Origin of the sequence: Belnapia arida (genome assembly GCF_016773205.1) — a bacterium.
Taxonomy (GTDB): Bacteria; Pseudomonadota; Alphaproteobacteria; order Acetobacterales; family Acetobacteraceae; genus Belnapia; species Belnapia arida.
The window spans coordinates 132,206-152,381 of sequence record NZ_JAETWB010000002.1 but is presented as its reverse complement, the minus strand read 5'-3'; the positions used below and the strand labels follow the sequence as shown (position 1 = coordinate 152,381).

The window sequence follows — 20,176 nt, the reverse complement described above, 5'->3', positions numbered from 1 at the left end:
CACGGATGCCGCCCGCGCTCAAGCAGAGACGTTTCGGACGCGAAGACTTATTGCGCCGAGGCGATGATCTGCCGTGCAGCCTCCGCCTGGCGCCCCGAGGCGGCCATCTGGCCATGATGCAGGGCGGCGCGTGCCTGGACGAGAGGCCTTATCGCAGCCTCCGGCACCGCCTCACCCGCTGCCTTGCCGTTCAGCAGCGCCGTCTCGGCCCGCTCCAGGGTAAGCTCGGCCTGTCGCGCATCATGCGCACGGATGCGGGCCTCCGCCTCCTGGATCAGCGCATCTGCGTCGTGCAGCACGTTCATGCGGGTCGGGACGGGTGCCGGCGCCGGCGGGGCGGCGGGCGCCTCCGGCGCGGCGGCGATCCGCGGCGGCGCCCGGTTCATGAAGGGCCGCATCTCCGGGTTCTCGTGCATCGTCCGCTCGAAGGTCGCGGTGCGCCGGTTGATGCCCGGGATGTCGCTGTCATCCGCAAGGGCCTTGCCGCCGGGCAGCATGGCGGCGAGCAGGGCCGCCGCGCCGACCGAGGCCATGGATACGAAACGCATGGTCGCTCTCCCTGTTGCTGGGTTGCTGGTGAGGCGCCGGGCGCCCGGCAGGAGCTTGCGACTGTGGAGGTGGAGGGGTCCTCCACGCCGGGTGACGCATCGGTCAGGGAGGGACACGCTGTCGCGACCTTGCCTCAGGCCCCCACCAGCATCTCCGCCAGCGTCCCTCCGTCATACCGGGTACGGAAGCGACCGCGCCGCTGCAACTCCGGCACCAGCAGATCGACGATGCCGATGAGGTCGAGCGGCATCGAGACCGTGTGCCCGAGCATGAAGCCGCCGCGCTCCCCGGTCGCCTCGAAGGCTTCCTCCAGCCGGTCGGCGATCTGCCGCGGCGAGCCGGCGATGGTGGTGTCATAGGCCGTCGCCTCGCGCCGGCCATGCTCGAAGAAGTCGCGCCGCGTGATCTCCCTGTCGCCGCCGCTCTCGGCCGCCAGCTCATGGATGAACCCGACCGGCGAGGCCTGGCCGGCGATGATCTCGGCATGCAGCGCATGCAGGGTGAAGCGCTCCGGCAGGGTCGAGAAGTCGTAGCCGGAATTGTAGGAGAGATAGGCGCCCACCGCCTCGTCCGGGATGGCGGCCAGCATCGCATCCCGCCGTGCCAGCGCCTCGCGCTCCGTCTCGGCGATCACCATCGGCGTCTGCCAGAGGATGCCCACCGTCGCCGGGTCGCGCCCCTCGGCCCGCAACGCCTCGTCGAGCGCCCGGCGCTGCTTCACCTGGAGGTCGAGCGCCATGTCGGCGCCGAAGACATGGTCGGCGACGCGGGCCGAGGCGCGCACCCCGCGCGGCGAGCCGCCCGCCTGGATCAGCACCGGCCGCCCCTGCGGCGAGGGCGGCGTGTTCAGCGGCCCGTCGACCTTGAAGAAGCGGCCCTCGTGATGGACGTCGTGGACCTTGCGCGGGTCGCCGACGCGGCCCGTCGCACGGTCCCAGAGCATCGCATCCGGCTCGACGCTGGCCCAGAGCGCCTTGCAGACGGCGACGAACTCTTCCATCCGCGCATAGCGCGCCTCATGGTCCACCAAGCCGTCATGGCCGAAATTGGCGAAGTCCGAGCGCCGCGTGGAGGCGACGAGGTTCATCGCGATCCGCCCGCCGGTGACGTGGTCGAGCGTGTTCATCAGCCGCGCGGTGTAATACGGGTGCATGAAGCTCGACGAGTAGGTCAGGCCGAAGCCGATATGCCGCGTCACGCGGGACATCGCGACGGCGATGGGCTGGATGTCCTGCCGCGGCCAGTTGATGCCCCATTCGACGGCGGCGTCGCGCGTGCCGCGCCAGGTATCCGGCACGCCGGTGCCGTCGCCGGAGAAGAGCAGGTCGAGCAGCCCCCGCTCGGCGATGCGCGCCATCTCCTCGAACATGGTGATGTCGGGAAAGGTGCGGCCCGGCCAGGAGCCCGGCATGCGCCAGCGCCCGCCCATATGCGAGTAGGAGAAGTCGAAGCCGAGATGCATGCGGCGCCTGGCCATGCGCGTGTCCCCTGGCGATGGTGCCTGGCGGCTTCTTCCCCACACGCAGCTTACGGCATCAACGCCGGCCGAACAGCCGCTCCAGCTCGGCATTGCCGAGGCGAAGGAAGGTCGGGCGGCCATGCGAGCAGGTGGCGGCGCGCGGCGTCGCCTCCATCTGGCGCAGCAGCGCGTCCATCTCCGGCGGGGTGAGCCGCCGCCCGGCCCGCACCGAGCCGTGGCAGGCGAGCCGCGCCACGGCGGCATCCAGCCTGCGGTCGAGCGCCGTCGCCTCGTCATAGGCGGCGAGTTCCTCGGCGAGGTCGCGCAGCAGCGGCCCGGGGTCGGCCGGGCCGAGCAGCGCCGGCAGCGCCCGCACCAGCACGGCGCCCGGCCCGAAGCCCTCGACCTCGAGGCCAAGCCGGGCGAGGTCGGCGGCGAAGCCGAGCAGCCGCGCCGCATCCGCAGGCGGCAGGTCGACCACCGCAGGCAGCAGCAGCGGCTGCGCCCTGACGCCGCCCTCGATGAGCTGCGCCCGCAGCGCCTCATGCGTCAGCCGCTCATGCGCCGCATGCTGGTCGACCAGCACGAGCGCCCCATCCGGCGCCTCGGCGAGGATGTATGTCTCCATGATCTGCGCCAGCGCGCGCCCGAGCGGATGCTCCGCCGGTGCCGGCTCGGGCGCCGGGGCAGGCGGTCGCGGCGGAGCGAAGCCGAGCGGCAGGGCGGGCGCCGGGACGGGCATCGGCTCTCGCGGCGGCGGCGTCAGGGCGAGCTGCATCTCGGCCAGGCCGATCCGGTCCGGCAGCGGTGCCGGCTCCGGCCGCCGCCAGCCGCCGGACCAGCCGGTGCGCGGCGCATAGGCGGTCAGCGCCGGGGCCGGCGCCGCCACCCCGGCGCCTGCCGAAAGCGACCGCCGCAGCGCCCCGATCAGCAACCCGCGCACCCCGGCCTCGTCGCGGAAGCGCAGTTCGGTCTTCATCGGGTGGACATTCACGTCGACCGCCTCGGGCGGCAGCTCGAGGAAGAGCGCCGCCACCGGATGCCGCCCGGCCGCGACCAGGTCGCGATAGGCGACGCGCAGCGCCGTCCGCAGCAGCTGGTCCCGCACCGGGCGGCGGTTGACGACGAGGTGCTGCTCCATCCCCGTCGCCCGCGTATAGGCCGGCTGCGCAGCCAGGCCGGAAAGGGCGAGGCCGCCTCCCTCCGCCGCCACGGGCAGGCCGGCCCCGGCGAAATCGGCCCCGAGCAGCTCGGCGATGCGCGCATCCCGCTCCGCCGGCGCGAGGGCGAGGATCTCCCGCCCGTCCTGCGTCACCCGGAAGCCGACCTCGGGCCAGGCGAGGGCCAGGCGCCGCACCGCCTCCACCGCCTGGTCGGCCTCGGTGCGGAGGGATTTGAGGAATTTCCGCCGGGCCGGGACGGCGTAGAACAGGTCTCGCACCTCGATCCGCGTGCCCGGCGCGCCGGAGGCCGGCACCACCGCGCCCTTCCGCCCGCCCTCGACAGTCAACGCATGGGCATCGCCCTCGCGCGGCCGGCTGGTGATGGAGAGGCGCGCCACGGCGCCGATCGAGGGCAGCGCCTCGCCGCGGAAACCGAGGGTCGCAATGCGGAAGAGCATCGCCTCCTCCGGCAGCTTCGAGGTGGCGTGCCGCTCAACGGCCAGGCCGAGATCCTCCGGCCCCATCCCATGCCCGTCATCCTCGACGACGACGCGCTCGACCCCGCCGCCCTCCAGCGTGACGGCGATGCGCCGCGCCCCGGCATCGAGGGCATTCTCCACCAGCTCCTTCACCACCGCGGCCGGCCGCTCGACCACCTCGCCGGCGGCGATGCGGTTGGCGGTCGTCTCGGACAGGAGGCGGATGGGCATCAGCGGGGGCTCGGCGCGGGGGCGGTCATGGGGGCGAAGCGAACCTCCGCCCTGAAAGATAAGGCGCCGCGGCACCACCCGCCAGGGCAGGCTCAGGGATAGTCGAGCTGCCCCGTCGCCAGCGCCCGGGCCCAATCTGCCCGTCCCGCTGCCTGGGCATCCGCCGCGGCCGCGTCCCAATCATAGGGGATGGCGTGGAATTCGGCGCTCCACCCCGCTGGCCCACGCTCCACCACCGCATAGCGCGCATGCGGCGTGCCGGCGAAGACGACATGCGGATGCGGCTCGGTATCCCAGTAGCCCGGCTGGCCGACGCTGCCGGGATTCACCACCAGCCGCCCGTCCGGCAACCAAGCCATCCGCGCCAAATGCGAATGGCCGCAAAGGATCAGCCTCACTCCCGGCGTCACCCCGATGCGCCCGGCGGCCTCGGCCGCCATCGCCGGGCGCAGGTGATGCGGCCCGGCCACCACCTCCAGCGCATAGGTCAGGTCGTCGGACGGCGTGCCGTGGCAGGCGAGCACCCCCCCGGCTGGATGCAGCACCGGCGGCAGCGTGCCGAGCCAGTCCCGGTGCGCCGCCGCGAGCCGCACGGCGCTGAAGGCATCGGAGGGGATCATCGCCTCCACCGGCCGGTCGAGCAGCTGCCGGTCATGGTTGCCGCGCACCGTCGGCCAGCCGAGCGCTATCAACCGGTCCGCAACCTCCGCCGGCTGCAGCGGCCCGGAGAGGCAGTCGCCGAGATTGACGACCAGGTCGGCCCCGCGCCGCGGCAGGTCGGCCAGCACGGCCTCCAGCGCGCGGAGGTTGCCGTGGATATCGGCGAGGACGGCGATCCGCACCTCAGCCCTCGCGCAGTGCCGCCAGCAGGCCGAGGGTCGAGCCGTCCTGCCCCTCCGCGGGGCCACCCTCCAGCGCCTTCAGGATCGGCCCGGTGAGCTGCTTGCCGAGTTCCACGCCCCACTGGTCGAAGGCGTTGATGTCCCAAAGGATACCGAGCGAGGCGACCTTGTGCTCGTAAAGCGCCACGACCTGGCCGAGGGTGAAGGCATCGAGATGCGGCAGCAGCAGGGTCGCGGTCGGCCGGTCGCCGGGGAAAACGCGGTGCGGCAGCAGCCGCTCGATCTCCGCCGGATCGGTACCCGCGGCTTCCATCTCGGCCCGCACCTCCGCCTCGGTCTTGCCCCGCATCAGCGCCGCCGACTGGGCGAGGCCATTGGCCAGGAGCTTCCGGTGGCTGTCCGGGTGCGCGTGGTCCGGCTGCTTCACCAGGATGATGTCGGCCGGCACCGGCCGCGTGCCCTGGTGGATCAGCTGCATGAAGCTGTGCTGCGCATTAGTCCCCGGCTCGCCGAAGACCACCGCGCCCGTGTCATGCCCGACCGGCGCCCCTTCCAGCGTCACCCGCTTGCCGAGGCTCTCCATTTCGAGTTGCTGGAAATGCGCCGGCAGCCGGGCGAGGCGCTCATCATAGGGCAGCACCGCCCGCGTCGCATAGCCGAGGCCGTTGACGTGCCAGAGCTCGGTCAGCGCCAGCAGCACCGGAAGGTTGGCCTCGAGCGGCGCCGTCACGAAATGCGCGTCCATCGCCCGCGCCCCGGCGAGCAACTGCTCGAAGGCTTCCCAGCCGAGCGCGAGCGCCAATGACAGGCCGATCGACGACCAGAGCGAGAAGCGTCCGCCTACCCAGTCGCGGAAGGGGAAGACCCGATCTGCGGCGATGCCGAAGCCCTCGGTCGCCTTGAGGTTGGTGGAGAGCGCCGCCAGATGCCCGCCGACCGCCGCCTCGCCCACCCCCTCGGCGAGCCAGGCGCGGACCAGCGCGGCATTGGTCATCGTCTCCTGGGTGGTGAAGGTCTTGCTGGCCACCAACACCAGGGTCCGCCGCGGGTCGAGCCGGGGGCGGATTTCCTCCCAAGCATGGGCATCGACATTGCCGAGATAGTGCGGCCGGAGCGGCGAGGCCGGCGTCCACAGCGCCCGCGCCACCATCGCTGGGCCGAGATCGGAGCCGCCGATGCCGATGTTCAGCACATCGGTGAAGCGCTCGCCCGTCGCCCCGCGCAGCCGGCCCTCGGTCACGGCCTGGGTGAACTCCCGCATGCGCGCCAGCACTGCGGCCACCTCGGCCGAGGCATCCTCCGCCCCGGCGCGGAAGCCGCCCTCGCCGCGCAGCGCCATGTGCAGCACGGCTCGCCGCTCGGTGACGTTGACCGCCTCGCCCCGCGACATGGCGTCCCGACGGCCGGGCAGGTCGGCGGCGCGGGCGAGGCCGAGCAGCGCCGTGCGGGCCGCATCGCTCACCGAAGTCTTGGACAGGTCGAGGAGCAGCCCGTCCGCCTGGTGGGAGAAGCGCTGGAATCGCTCGGGGTCGGCGGCGAAGAGCGGGCGGATGGAGGCTGCGGCGCTGCCATCCGGCCGCGGCGTCCGGGCCAGGGTCATCACCGCCGCCCAGGCAGCCGCCAGTTCCTGCGCCATGCGCCTTCCTCCGTTTCGACCGCCCTTCGCTTAAAGCAAAACCACCAGACGAGAAATCAGCCGCCGCGTCACAACCCCGCCGGTTGCCCCGCCACCACGACCGAGAGCCCATCCGGCGCCAGCACCCGCGCCGCCACCTTGGCCAGCCGTTCCTGCGTCAGCGCCCTGAGCCGCGCCGGGCGGCCGGCGAGCCAATCGGTCGACCGGCCGTTCTGCCGCAGCATCAGCAGCGTCTCCGCCACCCGCCGGCTGTCGGTGAACTGCAGCGGCATGGAGCCGGTGAGGAAGGCGACGGCATCGGCCAGCTCCGTCTCGGTCGGCCCCTCGGCGGCCATGCGGGCCCACTCCTCCCGCGTCACCGCCAGCGTCTCGGCGACCCGTGCATTCTCCGTTGCCACCGAGCCGATGACGACGCCATGCCGGAACAACAGGTCGAGCCCGGCGCCGATGCCGTAGGAGAGGCCGCGCTGCTCCCGCACCGACTGCATGAGCCGAGAGGAGAAGCCGCCACCAGCCAGGATGCGCAGCACGACCTGCGCCGCCTCCCAGTCCGGATCGGACGAGGCCAGCCCGTCCTGGCCGAAGATCACCGCCGATTGCGGCGAGGCGACGGCCAGCACCTGCTGACCGAAGGCGCGGAAGGCCGGCAGCGGCACCATGGGCTGCGGCGCCCCGGCGGGCAGCCCGCTGAACAGCGCCGGCAGCAGCGCCTGCAACGCGGCCGGGGTAATGGCGCCGCTCGCCGTCACCAGCAGCCCTTCGCGGTGAACCTGCCGGGCGAGCGCCGCCCGCAGCGCCTCCGCAGGCAGGCCAGCCAGACTCTCCGCCGTGCCGCCGCTCGGCCGCCCGGCGGAATGGCCGGGGAAGGCCTGTGCCCAGAAGGCCCGTACCGCCTGGCCGCGCGGCGTTTCCAGCGCGCGGCGGGCGGCGGCGATGGAGCGTGCCCGCACCCTCTCCACCGCATCCGCATCGAGCCGCGGCTCCTGCATGGCGAGGCGGGCGAGGCGAACCGCCTCCGGCAGGGCGGTGCTGAGTGCCCGGAAGCCGCCCTCGAAACTGTCCCGGTCGGCGGAGAAATTGAGGCTGATCGCCTGGTCGCGCAGCGCATCGCCGAACTCGACGGCCCGCAGCGAGCCCGCCCCCTCGGTCAGCAGGGCGGCTGCGAGCGCCGCCGTCCCTTCCTGCCCTGCCGGGTCGAGCGCCGCCCCGCCGGCCCAGGACCAGGTGATGGAGACCACCGGTACCGACTGGTCCTCGACCAGCCAGGCGGAGATGCCGTCTGCCTCGACCACCTGGATCGGCAGCGAGAACCCCTGCTCATTGCGTGGCGGATTCACGTCACGGTCCGACGCGGCGGTCATGCCGGCGCCCCCGGCAGCAGCCAGCCCGTGGTACCGACCGGCTGGCCGAGCACCGCCCGCGCCGCCGCCGTCACCTGCTCCCGCGTCACCGCCTTCAGGTAGCGCGGCCAGAATTCGACCAGCTCCAGCGGCAGGCCGATCGCCAGCACGCCGCCCAGCATCCGCGGCGCAGCGCCGATCCCGTCGAGCGACAGCACCGCCCCCGCCGTCAGCTGGCGGATGGAGCGGATGACCTCCGCCTCGCTCAGCCCGTCCTGCAGCAACGCGGCGAGGGCGGCATCCACCGCCGCCTCCAGCCGCTCCGGCGCCACGCCCTGCCGCGCCGTAGCCGAGACGCTGAAGCTGCCCGGCCCCACCGTCTCGCTGTCATAGGAGGCGCTGGCGCTGGTCGCGAGCCCGGTCTCGACGAGCGCCTTGTGCAACCGGCTGCCGGAGCCGCTGCCGAGCAGATGCGCCAGGACCTCGAGCGGCCAGGCATGGCGCGTCTCGCCCCAGGTGAGGCTCGGCGCCATGGCGCTGCGCATGAAGCTCGCCTCTCGCACCGCCGGGTCATGCTGGACGAAGCGCGGCTCGGCCGCGGCCGGCACCGACTCCGCCCGCTGGCGGGGTGTGAAGGGCCGGGCCGGCACCACGCCGTAGAATTCCTCGGCGAGCTTCCGCACCTCGGCCTCCCGCGCATCGCCGGTGACGACGAGCACGGCGTTGGCGGGGGCGTAGCGCTGCTCGTGGAAGCCGCGGAGATCCTCAAGCGTGATGGCGCGGATCTCATCCTCCCAGCCGATCAGCGGGCGGCCGTGCCAGTGCTGCGGCCCCCACATGGCAGCCTCGAACCCTTCCCAGAAGCGGCCGCGCGGGTTGCTGCTGGTGCGCTGGTTGCGCTCTTCAAGGATCACCGCCCGCTCCGGCTCCAGCGTCGCCTCGGGCAGCAGCGGATAGGCGAAGCGGTCCGCCTCCATCCGCATGACCAGCGGGAGGCGCGAGGCCTCGACCGTCTGGTAGTAGGCAGTGACGTCGCGCGAGGTGAAGGCATTGTCCTGCCCGCCCTCCCGCGCCACGGCCAGCGACAGCGCGCCCGGTGCCACGTTGCGGCTGCCCTTGAACATCATGTGCTCGAGGAAATGCGCGGTGCCGGACCGGCCCGCCGGGTCCTCCCCCGCGCCCGCGCCATAGAAGAGGTAGTGCGAGACGACCGGCACCCGCCGGCTCTCGGCGAGCACCACGCGCAGCCCGTTCGCCATGGTCCAGCTCACCGCGCCGAAGAGCGGGCGCTCGGCGATCTGTTCGGTCGGCGGGGCGATGGCCGGCTGGGCGAGGGCGGGCGGAGCGGCGGTGGCCACCGGCAGGGCAGCGGCGGAGCGGAGGGCGGTACGGCGTGTCACGCTGGGCATGCCTCCAATGTGGGGATGCCGGTGGCGTTCCGCCAGCATCGCACGAGGCCCATGGGGGCAGGGAGGCCGATCATGACGGCTCGGCCCCTAGTGTCCAAGCCGTGGGGGCCAAGCCGTGTTCAGAAGATGCTCTCGAACAGCGCCGTGACCGGGTTGCTGCTGCGGGTGCGCTGGATGACCGGCGTCTCGCCATCCGTCACCTCGCGGCCGAGCGCCGCGTTCTCGCGCAGCCGCTGCGCCTCGCGCCGCGGGTCGAGCGCGGTGCCGGCCGGCTCCGGCCCGCGCCAGAACATCAGCCGGTCCACCAGCGTGCGCTGCGGCTGGTCGAGCTTCAGGCTCTCCTCGTCCACCCGGCGGCGGATGTCGTCGCCGACCGGGCGACCGGCCTGGCTCAGCAGCGCGCTCTCGGCGGTGCTCGGGGCGCTGGCGGCGGCCGGGCCACTGAGCACCGCGCCCGGCACCAGCGTCGCCTCCGCCGCCTGGCGGGTCGAGACCTCCTGCGGCCGGTCGGCGCCGGGGCGGGGCGCCGGCAGCGGGCCGCCGAGCGAGGGCGGCATGGAGAGCGGCGCCCGGGTCGTTACCTGGAATTCATCCGGCGCGTCCCGGGTCAGGCCGAAGGTGCGCGCGGTGTCGCCGCCGCAGCCAGCGAGGGCGGTGGCAAGCAGAATGGACAGGGCCATAGCCTGGCCCGCGGGGCGGCGCATCCTCATGCCGCTTCCTTACTCGCCGGCGGCTTGCGGAACAAGGCATCCGCGAGGAGGACGAAAACCCCGCATACGATCCCGGCATCGGCGATGTTGAACACGTACCAGTGCCAACCCCAGCCATGCGCATCAACGAAATCGACCACCGCGCCGAAGCGCAGCCGGTCGATGACATTGCCGACCGCGCCGCCGACCACCGCACCCAGCGCGGTTGCAACCGCGCGGTTCTCCGCCCGCGCCATCCAGCGCAGCAGGAAGGCGGCGATGACGGCGGCGAGGACGGCGAGGATGATGTGGTTCAGCGGCCCCTCGCCCGAAAGCAGGCCGAAGGTGACGCCGCGGTTCCAGACCATGGTGAGGTCGAGGCCGAGCGGCCCCGCCTCGACCAGCGGCAGCGTGCGGCGGTTGGGGAGGTCCAGCACCTCCAGCACCCACCACTTGCTGAGCTGATCGGCGGCGAGCAGCAGCGCCGCCATGAGGAGGCCGATGCGCATCACTGGCCCGTCACCGCGGCCTCGCAGCGGCGGCAAAGCGTCGGGTGCGCAGCGGATTGGCCGACCTCCTCCAGCACGCGCCAGCAACGGTCGCACTTGGCGCCGGGAGCCTTTACGACACGGAAGCCCGCTTCGAACGGCTCGGGCTCAGCTTCGACCTTGGAAACGATCAGGAATTCTTCCCAGAACGATGAGTCGAGCGACTCATCGCCCATAGGGTTGACGATCACCTTAGCCTGCAGCGATGAGCCGATCTCCCCATCTCTTCTGAGACGTTCCAGCAGGTTGGTCGCCAGGGCGCGGCGGGCGCGGAGCGCCGCCCAGCGCTCGGCCAGCGCCTCGTCCCGCCACTCGCTGGGCAGCACCGGGAAGTCGTGCAGGTGGATGCTGTCATCCTCGTCGGGGAAGCGGGCGAGCCAAGCCTCCTCCGCGGTGAAGACCAGCACCGGCGCCAGCCAGGCGCAGAGGCAGCGATGCAGCACGTCGAGCACCGTGCGCGCGCTGCGCCGCCGATGGCTGTCCGCGGCATCGCAGTAGAGGCTGTCCTTGCGGATGTCGAAGTAGAAGGCCGAGAGATCGGTCGAGCAGAAGGCGTGGATCTCGGGATAGACGCCGGTCCAGTCGTAATCCTTCGCCGCCTTGCGGAGCTTCGCATCCAGCTCGGTGAGGCGGTGCAGCACCCAGCGCTCCAGCTCCGGCAGCTCGGCATGGGCGACCTTCTCGTCCTCCTCGAAGCCGGCGAGGTTGCCGAGCAGCCAGCGCAGCGTGTTGCGCAAGCGCCGGTAGAGCTCCGCCTGCTGCTTCAGGATCTCCTTGCCGATGCGGAGGTCCTCGGCGGTGTCCGAGTTCATCACCCAAAGGCGCAGGATGTCGGCGCCGTATTGCTGCATCACCTCCTGCGGGGCGGTGACGTTGCCGAGCGACTTCGACATCTTCCGGCCCGACTCGTCGAGCACGAAGCCATGCGTCAGCACCGCCTTGAAGGGCGCGACGCCATTGGTGCCGACGCTCTCCAGCAACGAGGAATGGAACCAGCCGCGATGCTGGTCGGAGCCCTCCAGGTAGAGATCGGCCGGGAAGGGCATGCCGCGGTCACGCAGCACGAAGGCATGGGTCGAGCCGCTCTCGAACCACACATCGACGATGTCCATCACCTGCTCGTAGTCCGCAGGGTCGCGCCCCTGGCCGAGGAAGCGCGCGGCCGCGCCCGGCTGGTACCAGGCATCGGCACCCTCTACGCGGAAGGCTTCGACGATGCGCTCCATCACCGCCGGGTCGCGCAGCGGCTCGCCGCTGCGGCGGTCGACGAAGACGGCGATCGGCACGCCCCAGGCGCGCTGCCGGCTGATGCACCAGTCGGGCCGCGCGGCGACCATGCTGCCGATGCGGTTGCGTCCCTGGTCGGGCACGAATTGCGTCGCATCGATCGCCGCCAGCGACTTCTCGCGGATCGCATTGGCATCGTCCATGGCGATGAACCACTGCGGCGTCGCGCGGAAGATCACCGGCTTCTTCGAGCGCCAGCTATGCGGGTAGCTGTGCGTGAGCTTGCCCTTGGCGACCAGCGTGCCGGCCGCCTCGCAGGCGGCATAGACGGCATCATGCGCCTTGAAGACATGCAGGCCGGCGAAGCCCGGCGCCTGCATGGTGAAGGTGCCGTCGTCGTTCACCGTCTCGGGCACCGGCAAGCCGTTCTCGCGCCCGAGGTTGAAGTCGTCCTCGCCATGGCTCGGCGCGATATGGACGAACCCGGTGCCGGCCTCCGTGGTGACGAAGTCGCCTGCTAACAGCGGCACGTCGAAGTCGTAGCCATCGCCGCGCAGCGGATGCGCGGCGATGGCGCCTGCCAGCTCCTCGCCCTTCAGCACGCGCACCACCGTATGGGCGCCGAGCTTCGCATCCTTCTCGAATTGCGGCAGCAGCGGCAGCGCGACCAGCAGCCGCTCGCCGGGGGCGAGGTAGCTGCCCTCGCCAACACCCGTGACATGCACCAGCGCGTAGTCGATCTCCGCCCCATAGGCGACGGCGCGGTTGCCGGGGATGGTCCAGGGCGTCGTCGTCCAGATCACGACGCTGGCGCCGGCCAGGTCCTCGGCGCCGGCCTTCACCAGGCGGAAGCGCGCCCAAAGGGTTGGCGAGAGGTGGTCGTGATACTCGATCTCCGCCTCGGCCAGCGCCGTCTTCTCGACCGGGCTCCACATCACCGGCCTGAGCCCGCGATAGAGCGAGCCGTTCATCAGGAACTTGCCGATCTCGCCGACGATCGTCGCTTCGGAGGGGAAGTCCATGGTCGCATAGCGCCCGGCCCAGTCGCCGAAGACGCCGAGGCGCTTGAACTCCTCGCGCTGCACGTCGAGCCAGCGCGTGGCATAGGCGCGGCACTCGGCGCGGAATTCGAGGACCGGCACGTCGTCCTTCTTGCGGCCGCCCTGGTACTTGCCCTTGGGGTCGCGGTACTCCTCCTCGACCTTCCACTCGATCGGCAGGCCGTGGCAGTCCCAGCCGGGAACGTAGTCGGCATCGTGCCCCGCCATCTGGGCGGCGCGGTTGATGACGTCCTTCAGGATCTTGTTCAGCGCGTGGCCGATATGCAGCGGGCCGTTCGCGTAGGGCGGGCCGTCATGCAGGATGAAGGACGGCCGGTCCTTCGACTGCTCGCGCAGGCGGGACCAGAGGCCGAGCCCCTCCCAGCGCTTCAGCCAGTCCGGCTCGCGCTTCGGCAGGTCGCCCTTCATCGGGAAGGCGGTCTGCGGCAGGAAGACGGTGCCGCGGTAGTCTTGGGTCCCAGACTGTGCCCCTGGGGCTTGGGCGGCGGCTTCGGTGTCGTTCATCGGGGCGGTCTCCGGCCGCCGGCGGCGCGGCGGCGGGTCAGCGGTGGCGGGTGCGCGGCGGTCCCGGCCCTCAGGCGAGGGCCGGGCGGCTAATTCGCGGATGGGCCACCGGGCGATGCATGAGGGGCTTATGGGGATCGGAGGGCCAGGGGGTCAAGTATAGGGGTCAGGTATCCTGGGCCAGCGCCGCCCGCGCATCCTCGGCATCCCGGGCGATGGCCGCCTTCAGCGCCTCTAGCCCGTCGAATTTAGCATCCGCCCGCAGGAAATGCCGCAGCCGGACGCCGATCTCCAGCCCATAGAGGTCGCCCGAGAAGTCGAAGAGATAGGTCTCGAGCCTGGTTTCCGGGTCGCCGCCGAGGGTCGGGCGGCGGCCGATATTGGACACGCCCTTCACCTCCTGCCCGTCAGGCAGCATCGCCGTCACCGCATAGACCCCGCGCGCCGGCTCCAGGTGCCGGCCCAGCCAGAGATTGGCCGTCGGCCAGCCCAGCACCCGGCCGAGCTTGTCGCCATGCACCACCTCGCCGCGGATCTCCCAGGGGCGGCCGAGCATGGCCGTCGCCCGCTCCGGATAGCCATCCTGCAGGGCACGGCGGATGCGGGTGGAGGAGATCGGCCCCTGCGCATCGGTGACGGGCGGCACGATGGTCAGCCCGATGCCCGCCGCCTCGGCCAGGCCAGTGAGCGTGCCGGCATCCCCGCCGCGCCGGTGCCCGAAGGCGAAATCCTGCCCGCAAGCCAGATGCACGGCGCCGAGCCCGTCCCGCAGCACCTCGGTGAAGAAGCGCTCGGCCGGCATGGTGGCGAGCGCTGCATCGAAGGGCAGCGCCACCACCAGCGCCGCGCCCGCCGCCCCCAGCGCCTCGGCCTTGGCGGGCAGTAGGGTGAGGCGGAAAGGGGGGTCCTCGGGCCGGAAATGCTCGCGCGGATGCGGCTCGAAGGTCAGTACGGCGAGCGGCGCCGCGGGCCGGGCCGCATGCGCCGCCGCCAGCACCGCCCGGTGCCCCAGATGGACCCCATCCATGTTGCCGAGCGCGACGGTGGCCCCGCGCAGCCCGGGCGGCAGGTCACGCCAGTCGGTGAGGACAAGGGGCTGGGTCATGCCCCGGCGGTCTAACGAGAGCCGGGCGGGTGGACAAGCGCCGCGCCATCGCCAGAGTGGATCGAGATCGCAGCAGGACCGACCTCATGCCCCAGACCGATACCGGCAGCTCCGACCGCCTCCTCGCCGAGCTCAGGACCTGGGTGGAGCACGAGACCCCGACCACCGATCCTGGCGCCGTCAATGCGCTGCTCGACCGCTGCGAGGCAGACCTCGCCGGAGCCGGCGCCGCCATCGAGCGCCTGCCGGGCCGCGACGGCTTCGGCGATACGCTGATCGCCCGCACCCCGGGTGAGGGCGCGCCGGTGGTGGTCGCCGGCCATCTGGATACCGTCTGGGACCACGGCACGCTGGCGAAGTCGATGCCCTGGCGCGTCGAGGGCGAGCGCGCCCATGGCCCCGGCATCTATGACATGAAGGCCGGCAGCTTCTTCGCCTTCCACTCCGTGCGGGAGATCCTGCGCCAGAGGGTGAGGACCCGCCGCCCCATCACCCTGCTGCTCACTTCGGATGAGGAGGTCGGCAGCCCGACCAGCCGCGCCCCCATCGAGGCCGCTGCCCGCGGCGCCTGCGCCGTGCTGATCCCGGAGCCCGCCGGTGGCAGCCAGGGTGCCTGCGTCACCGGCCGCAAGGGCACAGGCGGCTTCACGCTCACCGTCCAGGGCCGCAGCGCCCATGCCGGCGGTAATTGGTCCGAGGGGCGGAGCGCCGTCGTCGCCCTGGCCCAGGCAATCCTCAAGGTCCATGCCCTGACCGACCTGGAGCGCGGCGTCACCACCAATGTCGCGCCGATCTGGGGCGGCACGCGGCCGAACGTCATCCCGCCTGAGGCAGGCTGCCGCATCGACTTCCGCGCACCGAGCCTCGCCGAGGCGGAGCGCATGGTGGCCGCCATCCGCGCCCTCGCCGGGGAGGCGGACGGCATCCGCATCACCGTGGAGGGCGGCCTGAACCGCCCGCCGCTGGAGGAGAGCCCGGCCAATCTCACCCTCTACGAGACCGCCCGCGCCATTGCCGCCCGCCAGGGCTACGATCTGCCGAAGCAGCACCGCGGCGGCGGGTCGGACGGCAATTTCACCGCCGCCATGGGCATTCCGACGCTGGATGGCCTCGGCTGCACCGGCGCCGGCGCCCATGCGCCGGAGGAGCATATCCGCTGGCCCGACCTGGCGCCGCGCTGTGCCGTGCTCTGCGAGTTGCTGGAAACCCTGGGGTAAAGGAGCGAGCCACATGCCGAAGGCCCTCATCATCGGCGCGGGGGACGGGCTTTCCGCCTCCCTCGCCCGGCTGCTGGCCCGCGAGGGGTATGCGGTGGCGCTCGCCGCCCGCAACACGGCGAAGCTCGCCCCGCTCGCCGCCGAGACCGGCGCCACCATCCATGCCTGCGACGCCGCCGATGCCGCCCAGGTCGCCGCGCTGTTCACGTCCGAAGGCGACGCCGAGGTCGTCGTCTACAACCCGAGTTACCGCACCCGCGGCCCGATCGCCGAGCTGGACCCGGCCGAGGTGCAGAAAAGCCTCCAGGTCTGCGCCTTCGGCGGCTTCCTCGCGGTGCGCGAGGCGGCGCGGCGCATGCTGGCCGCCGGGCACGGCACCATCCTGCTGACCGGGGCCTCGGCCGGGGTAAAGGGCTATGCCCAGAGCGCTCCCTTCGCCATGGGGAAATTCGCCCTCCGAGGCCTCGCCCAGTCCGCCGCGCGGGAGCTGCACCCGCAGGGCGTGCATGTGGCGCACATTGTCATCGATGGTGGCATTCGAAGCACAGTCCACACGGATAGCGGGCAAGACAGCCTGCTCGACCCCGATGCGATTGCAACAAACTACCTTCAGCTCGTCCGGCAACCGCGCAATGCGTGGAGTTGGGAGCTAGAAATTCGCCCATGGGTCGAGAAGTTCTGAGCCTGATCCCAATATCACGACTTCGATGAATGGCCAGCGACAAAGCTCACAGATGCTTGATAACCTCAGGTAGAATTTAAGCAGCGCAGAACGGCAACGTGAGCGATATTTACGCCCGTCCTTCGTTGCTTGCGCATGCGCGCGCAACCTCAGAACGACTTCGATGTTGCTGCATCACTGAGTCAATAGTATGTGTGCTATGCAATCACTTTAACCGGAGCGTGCTGGATGCGTGCCGCGTTCGAGCCTCTCGAGACCGAGTCCGAGCCTGAATCTCCCGACCAGTCCGCCCTCCGCCTGATGCTCTCCTATGTGGAGGCGGAATGCCTGCGGATCGGTGCCACCGAGGCCGCGCGCCATGCCGCCCTCGCTGTCTCCAACCTGCCCGACCCGGTGTCCGCCACGGCCGCCCCGCGCCCTCCGGCCCCCGTCCGCCCGCGCAACGCCCGCCTGCACTGAGCCTGCGGCTAACCTCGCCGCAGCAGGAACAGCGCCTGCTCGCCAAACAGGTTGGCGAGCCGCGGCGACCGCTTCCACGGCGCCTTCAGCCCGCGCTCATCCACCGCCAGCCACTGCTCGACCATATAACCCTCGAGGGTGCAGAGGTCGAAGAAGTCCTGGATGGTGCAGGGGTGGATGTTCGGCGTCTCGTACCAGGCGCGGTGCCAGGTATCCGTCATCGGCATCCGCCCGGTCGACAGCACCTGCCAGCGCACCAGCCAGTGGCCGAAATTGGGGAAGCTGACAATCGCCCGCCGGCCGATGCGCAGCATCTGCCGCAGCACCTCGCGCGGCCGCTCCACCGCCTGCAGCGTGCGCGACAGCACCACGTAGTCGAACGCGCCGTCCGGATAGGAGGCGAGGTCATGGTCGGCATCGCCATGGATCACGGCGAGGCCGGCTGCAACAGCCCGCGTCGCCTCCGCCATGTCGATCTCGATGCCGCGGGCATCGGCGCCCTTCTCCGCCGTCAGATAGGCGAGCAGCGCCCCGTCGCCGCAGCCGATATCCAGCACGCGCGCGCCCGGCGTGACCATCTCGGCGATCAGCCGGAGATCAAGCCGCATGTTCTTGGCGACGTAGCGGATCGGGTAGGGCGCTTCGGGCATGGCCCCTTGCGATAGACCCGCACCGCCCCGGCCGCAACGCTTCCTTCATCCCTTCCGTGGTCCCATGCCGCTCCTCTCCATCGAGAGGCGAGGAACGCACGCATGACCCGGCCCCCATGCCGGCCCTGACGAACGCCCTGGCCCGGTTCATCCGGCCCGGCCAGCGCCGCGGCTTCGCCGGCCTGTTGCTCGCGGCGGCCGACCGCCTGCCGCTTCGTGCCGATGCGGAAGCTCCCGGCCTCGCCCCGCTGCCGGAGGACCCGTCCGCCCCGCAGGACCCGGCCGAGAGCCTTGCCCTTGCCCGCATGGCCTGGGCCGAGCGGCTATGGGCCGAAGGCTGCCTCATCCCCGGCGGGGCGGCGGAGGTCGAGCGGCTGTCCGGGCTGCTTCCCCTGTCGCCAGCGACAACGCTGCTGCTGGTCGGCCGCGATGCCGGCGGGGCGGCTGGCACCATCATCAGCCGTCGCGGGGCCTGGGTCGCCGCCTACCAGCATGACCCGTTCCTGGCTGGGCGGATGGCGCTGCGCCTCCGCCCCTTCGGCCGCCGTGCCCTGGTGCTGCCCTGGCAGCCGAACCAGCCCGCCTTCCGCCCCCGCTACCACCACCACGCCCTGGCGTTGGAGCCCTTGGCCGGCGGCGGGACCTTCGACCGCACCGTCCAGGCCCTGGCCGAGGCACTGAAGCCGGATGCGCAACTCGTCATGCTGGAGGTTGTCCGCGGTGACGGCCCCGCCTCCCGCCCAATCCTCGACCGCTGGCTCGCACTCGAAGGCCGCCCGGTCCCGCCGCCGGAACGCGGAGCGGCCGAGGGCGCGCTGCAGGCTGCCGGCTTCCAGATCCATGTCGCCGAGAATGCCGCGCCCCGGCAGTGCGCCGCCGTCATCGCGACCTGGGTCCGGCTGATCGAGGAGTTGCGCGCCGCCGGCGCCGGCCAGCTACGCAATGCCGCCGTCGGCCTGATCGAGGAGGCAGAGCTCTGGCTGCTGCGCCACCGGCTGCTGAGCAGCGGCGCCATCGGCCTCCGCCGCTGGCACGCGACGCTCAGGCGCTGAAACAGCGCCCCTTCGAATGGAATCATCCAATCGAAAGTAATACCCGGTCAGGCAGCAGGTCACGGCAACTTTCATAAAATATGGTGAATAGAAACCGCTTCGAGCAGCGCATTCCCCGCATGGCTGGGGGGACTCCCCGCCGCTGCTCGCCGGCATGGAACACCCCAGATACAGTCACGCAAGATGCGAAAGGAGAGAGTGATGTTATCCGCAGTCTTCGGCGTTCTCAGCCTCGGTGCCGGCATGGCCCTGGTGCTTTGGGGCGCCGCGGTTCGCCGCAGCATGGAGCGGGCCGGTGTCCTGCACGGGGCCGGGCTGATGCCGGCCGGCGCAGCGCAGGACGTGGTCTGAGAAGATGTGACCGGGGGCCAAGAAACCCCTGGCCCTCTGCCCGGTTGGCACTGAACGCGAACCGGGCGGCGCTTCATACCGTCCGGCACAAGCGGGGGTGAGTCCCGCTGCGTGGTGGGGGCGTATCCCCCACCCGGCCGGACGCCGGGCCGACACGTCAAGGCATAGAGCCGCCCGCCGGGGGATTGCTCCCTCCCGGCGGGCGGCTTGCCGTATTAGGCAGCCATCCGCTTCGGCCGCAAGAAGATGCGCGTCACCTCCGGGTGCCGGTCCTCGATGCGGTGGGTCAGCTCCCGCGCCGCCTGCTCCACCCCGGCGCCCGGCAGATCGTCGGCCAGGTCGATGGTCACCGCCATCAGCACCTCGGCCGGGCCGAGATGCATGGTCAGCAATTCCTCCACCGTCTTCACCCGCGGGTCTGCGGCGAGCATCGCCCGCACATCGGCGATCAGCCGCGGCGAGGCGGCCTCGCCGGTCAGCAGGCTCCGTGTCTCGTTGGCGAGGAAGGCGGCAGTGAGGATCAGCAATAGGCCGATGCCGATGGAGGCCGCACCATCCAGTTCCGGCAGGTCGAGCCAGGCCGCGAGGCCGAGCCCGACAAGGGCGATGGCCAGCCCTGCCAGCGCCGCCGCATCCTCCAGCAGCACTGCGAAGACGCCGGGGTCCTTGCTGGCGCGGATCGCCTCCCAGAAAGGCTCGCCCGCATGGCTGCGGCGGAATTCCCGCAGGGCGACCCGGAGGGACATCCCCTCGAACAGGATCGAGGCGCCGAGCACGAGGAAGTTGACCCAGACGGCCTCGACCGGCTCGGGCGCCACGACTTTCCGCCAGCCCTCGTAGATCGACACGGCGCCGCCGAGCGCGAAGATCATCAGCGCGACGACGAAGGCCCAGAAATACAGCTCCATTCCATGGCCGAGCGGATGCTGCGGCGATGGCGGACGCGCCGCCCGCCGCAGCCCGATCAGCAGCAGCCCCTGGTTGCCGGTATCGACCGCCGAGTGGATCGCCTCGCTCAGCATGGCGCTGGAGCCGGTGTGCAGGGCGGCGGCCAGCTTGGTGGCGGCGATGGCGAGGTTGCCCGCCAGCGCCGCCAGGATCACCCGGCGGGAGCCGCCATGGGCCACGGGCTAAATGAGGCCTTCCTTGTCCGGATTGACCGGCTTGTCCTCACGCAGTTCCCGCTTCCGCCGCCGCAGCTGCTTCGCCACGTGCTCCAGCGCCTCGTTGAAGGCGATCGGTGCTTCCGCCGCCTCGGCCGAGCCGTCGAAGAACAGGCCCTTGCCGGCATGAATCCGCACCGAGCAGGAAAAGCCGCCATGGCCGGTCCGGGAGAAGCGCGCCGTCATGTCCTCGGCGCCGAGATACTTCTCTGCCACCGCCGTCAGCTTGTCGGTGACATGGGTACGCAACGCCTCGCCCACATCCATCTGGTGGCCATGGATGGCGATGGCCGGGCTGTCCGCCGCATTGTTGTCGTCGGGGCGCATCGAACTCCCTCTCGTCTCTGTGGTGCCGGGGGC

General features: G+C 71.6%; 19 protein-coding genes. 5 read left to right on the top strand and 14 right to left on the bottom strand.

Annotated elements, in window-relative coordinates:
• Positions 1 to 47: 47 nt before the first annotated feature.
• The 11 genes from JMJ56_RS07695 to JMJ56_RS07645 all read right to left on the bottom strand — a co-directional run bounded on the left by JMJ56_RS07695 (position 48) and on the right by JMJ56_RS07645 (position 14,242).
• Positions 48 to 548 carry a hypothetical protein gene (locus tag JMJ56_RS07695; protein WP_202831042.1) on the bottom strand — a complete coding sequence of 167 codons (501 nt, stop codon included), beginning with the start codon at positions 546 to 548 and terminating at the stop codon, positions 48 to 50.
• Between the two features lie 134 nt (positions 549 to 682).
• Positions 683 to 2,026, bottom strand: coding sequence for an NtaA/DmoA family FMN-dependent monooxygenase (locus JMJ56_RS07690; RefSeq protein ID WP_202831041.1), 1,344 nt, complete (start codon positions 2,024 to 2,026; stop codon positions 683 to 685).
• Between the two features lie 58 nt (positions 2,027 to 2,084).
• On the bottom strand, positions 2,085 to 3,881 hold the full coding sequence (gene mutL, locus JMJ56_RS07685) for a DNA mismatch repair endonuclease MutL (protein WP_202831040.1): 1,797 nt from the start codon (positions 3,879 to 3,881) through the stop codon (positions 2,085 to 2,087).
• Between the two features lie 92 nt (positions 3,882 to 3,973).
• Positions 3,974 to 4,723, bottom strand: coding sequence for a metallophosphoesterase family protein (locus tag JMJ56_RS07680; RefSeq protein WP_202831039.1), 750 nt, complete (start codon positions 4,721 to 4,723; stop codon positions 3,974 to 3,976).
• Position 4,724: 1 nt separating this feature from the next.
• Positions 4,725 to 6,359 (bottom strand): glucose-6-phosphate isomerase, encoded by a 1,635-nt coding sequence (gene pgi / locus JMJ56_RS07675; RefSeq protein WP_236037555.1) that lies wholly within the window; start codon positions 6,357 to 6,359, stop codon positions 4,725 to 4,727.
• 68 nt (positions 6,360 to 6,427) lie between these two features.
• On the bottom strand, positions 6,428 to 7,720 hold the full coding sequence (locus JMJ56_RS07670; protein WP_202831038.1) for a M16 family metallopeptidase: 1,293 nt from the start codon (positions 7,718 to 7,720) through the stop codon (positions 6,428 to 6,430).
• Positions 7,717 to 9,108 (bottom strand): M16 family metallopeptidase, encoded by a 1,392-nt coding sequence (locus JMJ56_RS07665; protein ID WP_202831037.1) that lies wholly within the window; start codon positions 9,106 to 9,108, stop codon positions 7,717 to 7,719. Before JMJ56_RS07665 ends, JMJ56_RS07670 begins: the two co-directional genes overlap by 4 nt.
• Before the next feature lie 119 nt (positions 9,109 to 9,227).
• Positions 9,228 to 9,812: a DUF3035 domain-containing protein gene (locus JMJ56_RS07660; protein WP_202831036.1), complete on the bottom strand. Its 585-nt coding sequence runs from the start codon at positions 9,810 to 9,812 to the stop codon at positions 9,228 to 9,230.
• Positions 9,813 to 9,814: 2 nt separating this feature from the next.
• Entirely contained in the window at positions 9,815 to 10,306 is a 492-nt protein-coding gene (gene lspA / locus JMJ56_RS07655; protein WP_043360312.1) for a signal peptidase II, read from the bottom strand.
• Positions 10,306 to 13,137: an isoleucine--tRNA ligase gene (ileS, locus tag JMJ56_RS07650; RefSeq protein WP_202831035.1), complete on the bottom strand. Its 2,832-nt coding sequence runs from the start codon at positions 13,135 to 13,137 to the stop codon at positions 10,306 to 10,308. Before ileS ends, lspA begins: the two co-directional genes overlap by 1 nt.
• 166 nt (positions 13,138 to 13,303) lie before the next feature.
• Positions 13,304 to 14,242, bottom strand: coding sequence for a bifunctional riboflavin kinase/FAD synthetase (locus tag JMJ56_RS07645; protein WP_202831034.1), 939 nt, complete (start codon positions 14,240 to 14,242; stop codon positions 13,304 to 13,306).
• Between the two features lie 86 nt (positions 14,243 to 14,328).
• Here JMJ56_RS07645 and JMJ56_RS07640 point away from each other — a divergent pair, with 86 nt between their 5' ends.
• The 3 genes from JMJ56_RS07640 (at position 14,329) to JMJ56_RS07630 (ending at position 16,600) form a co-directional block, all read left to right on the top strand.
• On the top strand, positions 14,329 to 15,459 hold the full coding sequence (locus JMJ56_RS07640) for a M20 family metallopeptidase (RefSeq protein WP_202831033.1): 1,131 nt from the start codon (positions 14,329 to 14,331) through the stop codon (positions 15,457 to 15,459).
• Between the two features lie 13 nt (positions 15,460 to 15,472).
• Entirely contained in the window at positions 15,473 to 16,141 is a 669-nt protein-coding gene (locus tag JMJ56_RS07635; RefSeq protein ID WP_202831032.1) for an SDR family NAD(P)-dependent oxidoreductase, read from the top strand.
• Positions 16,142 to 16,369: 228 nt separating this feature from the next.
• Positions 16,370 to 16,600: a hypothetical protein gene (locus JMJ56_RS07630; RefSeq protein WP_202831031.1), complete on the top strand. Its 231-nt coding sequence runs from the start codon at positions 16,370 to 16,372 to the stop codon at positions 16,598 to 16,600.
• Between the two features lie 8 nt (positions 16,601 to 16,608).
• Here the strand turns inward: JMJ56_RS07630 and metW are convergent, their stop codons facing one another.
• On the bottom strand, positions 16,609 to 17,208 hold the full coding sequence (gene metW, locus JMJ56_RS07625) for a methionine biosynthesis protein MetW (RefSeq protein WP_202831409.1): 600 nt from the start codon (positions 17,206 to 17,208) through the stop codon (positions 16,609 to 16,611).
• 158 nt (positions 17,209 to 17,366) lie between these two features.
• Between metW and JMJ56_RS07620 the strand changes: the two genes are divergently transcribed.
• On the top strand, positions 17,367 to 18,302 hold the full coding sequence (locus JMJ56_RS07620; protein ID WP_202831030.1) for a hypothetical protein: 936 nt from the start codon (positions 17,367 to 17,369) through the stop codon (positions 18,300 to 18,302).
• Between the two features lie 201 nt (positions 18,303 to 18,503).
• The gene (locus tag JMJ56_RS07615; RefSeq protein ID WP_202831029.1) at positions 18,504 to 18,653 is read left to right on the top strand and encodes a hypothetical protein; all 150 of its coding nucleotides are present in this window, start codon (positions 18,504 to 18,506) and stop codon (positions 18,651 to 18,653) included.
• Positions 18,654 to 18,868: 215 nt separating this feature from the next.
• On the opposite strand, the gene JMJ56_RS07610 is transcribed toward JMJ56_RS07615, so the two are convergent.
• On the bottom strand, positions 18,869 to 19,780 hold the full coding sequence (locus JMJ56_RS07610) for a cation diffusion facilitator family transporter (protein WP_202831028.1): 912 nt from the start codon (positions 19,778 to 19,780) through the stop codon (positions 18,869 to 18,871).
• Positions 19,781 to 19,783: 3 nt separating this feature from the next.
• Complete coding sequence (locus JMJ56_RS07605; RefSeq protein WP_202831027.1) at positions 19,784 to 20,143, bottom strand: HPF/RaiA family ribosome-associated protein; 360 nt, start codon at positions 20,141 to 20,143, stop codon at positions 19,784 to 19,786.
• Positions 20,144 to 20,176 lie beyond the last annotated feature (33 nt).

Bases quoted from the DNA above. Each gene is read 5' to 3' on its own strand.
- JMJ56_RS07695 (WP_202831042.1), bottom strand. From the start codon at position 548: ATGCGTTTCGTATCCATGGCCTCGGTCGGCGCGGCGGCCCTGCTCGCC.
- JMJ56_RS07690 (WP_202831041.1), bottom strand. From the start codon at position 2,026: ATGGCCAGGCGCCGCATGCATCTCGGCTTCGACTTCTCCTACTCGCAT.
- mutL (WP_202831040.1), bottom strand. From the start codon at position 3,881: ATGCCCATCCGCCTCCTGTCCGAGACGACCGCCAACCGCATCGCCGCC.
- pgi (WP_236037555.1), bottom strand. From the start codon at position 6,359: ATGGCGCAGGAACTGGCGGCTGCCTGGGCGGCGGTGATGACCCTGGCC.
- JMJ56_RS07670 (WP_202831038.1), bottom strand. From the start codon at position 7,720: ATGACCGCCGCGTCGGACCGTGACGTGAATCCGCCACGCAATGAGCAG.
- JMJ56_RS07665 (WP_202831037.1), bottom strand. From the start codon at position 9,108: ATGCCCAGCGTGACACGCCGTACCGCCCTCCGCTCCGCCGCTGCCCTG.
- JMJ56_RS07660 (WP_202831036.1), bottom strand. From the start codon at position 9,812: ATGCGCCGCCCCGCGGGCCAGGCTATGGCCCTGTCCATTCTGCTTGCC.
- lspA (WP_043360312.1), bottom strand. From the start codon at position 10,306: ATGCGCATCGGCCTCCTCATGGCGGCGCTGCTGCTCGCCGCCGATCAG.
- ileS (WP_202831035.1), bottom strand. From the start codon at position 13,137: ATGAACGACACCGAAGCCGCCGCCCAAGCCCCAGGGGCACAGTCTGGG.
- JMJ56_RS07645 (WP_202831034.1), bottom strand. From the start codon at position 14,242: ATGACCCAGCCCCTTGTCCTCACCGACTGGCGTGACCTGCCGCCCGGG.
- JMJ56_RS07640 (WP_202831033.1), top strand. From the start codon at position 14,329: ATGCCCCAGACCGATACCGGCAGCTCCGACCGCCTCCTCGCCGAGCTC.
- JMJ56_RS07635 (WP_202831032.1), top strand. From the start codon at position 15,473: ATGCCGAAGGCCCTCATCATCGGCGCGGGGGACGGGCTTTCCGCCTCC.
- JMJ56_RS07630 (WP_202831031.1), top strand. From the start codon at position 16,370: ATGCGTGCCGCGTTCGAGCCTCTCGAGACCGAGTCCGAGCCTGAATCT.
- metW (WP_202831409.1), bottom strand. From the start codon at position 17,208: ATGCGGCTTGATCTCCGGCTGATCGCCGAGATGGTCACGCCGGGCGCG.
- JMJ56_RS07620 (WP_202831030.1), top strand. From the start codon at position 17,367: ATGCCGGCCCTGACGAACGCCCTGGCCCGGTTCATCCGGCCCGGCCAG.
- JMJ56_RS07615 (WP_202831029.1), top strand. From the start codon at position 18,504: ATGTTATCCGCAGTCTTCGGCGTTCTCAGCCTCGGTGCCGGCATGGCC.
- JMJ56_RS07605 (WP_202831027.1), bottom strand. From the start codon at position 20,143: ATGCGCCCCGACGACAACAATGCGGCGGACAGCCCGGCCATCGCCATC.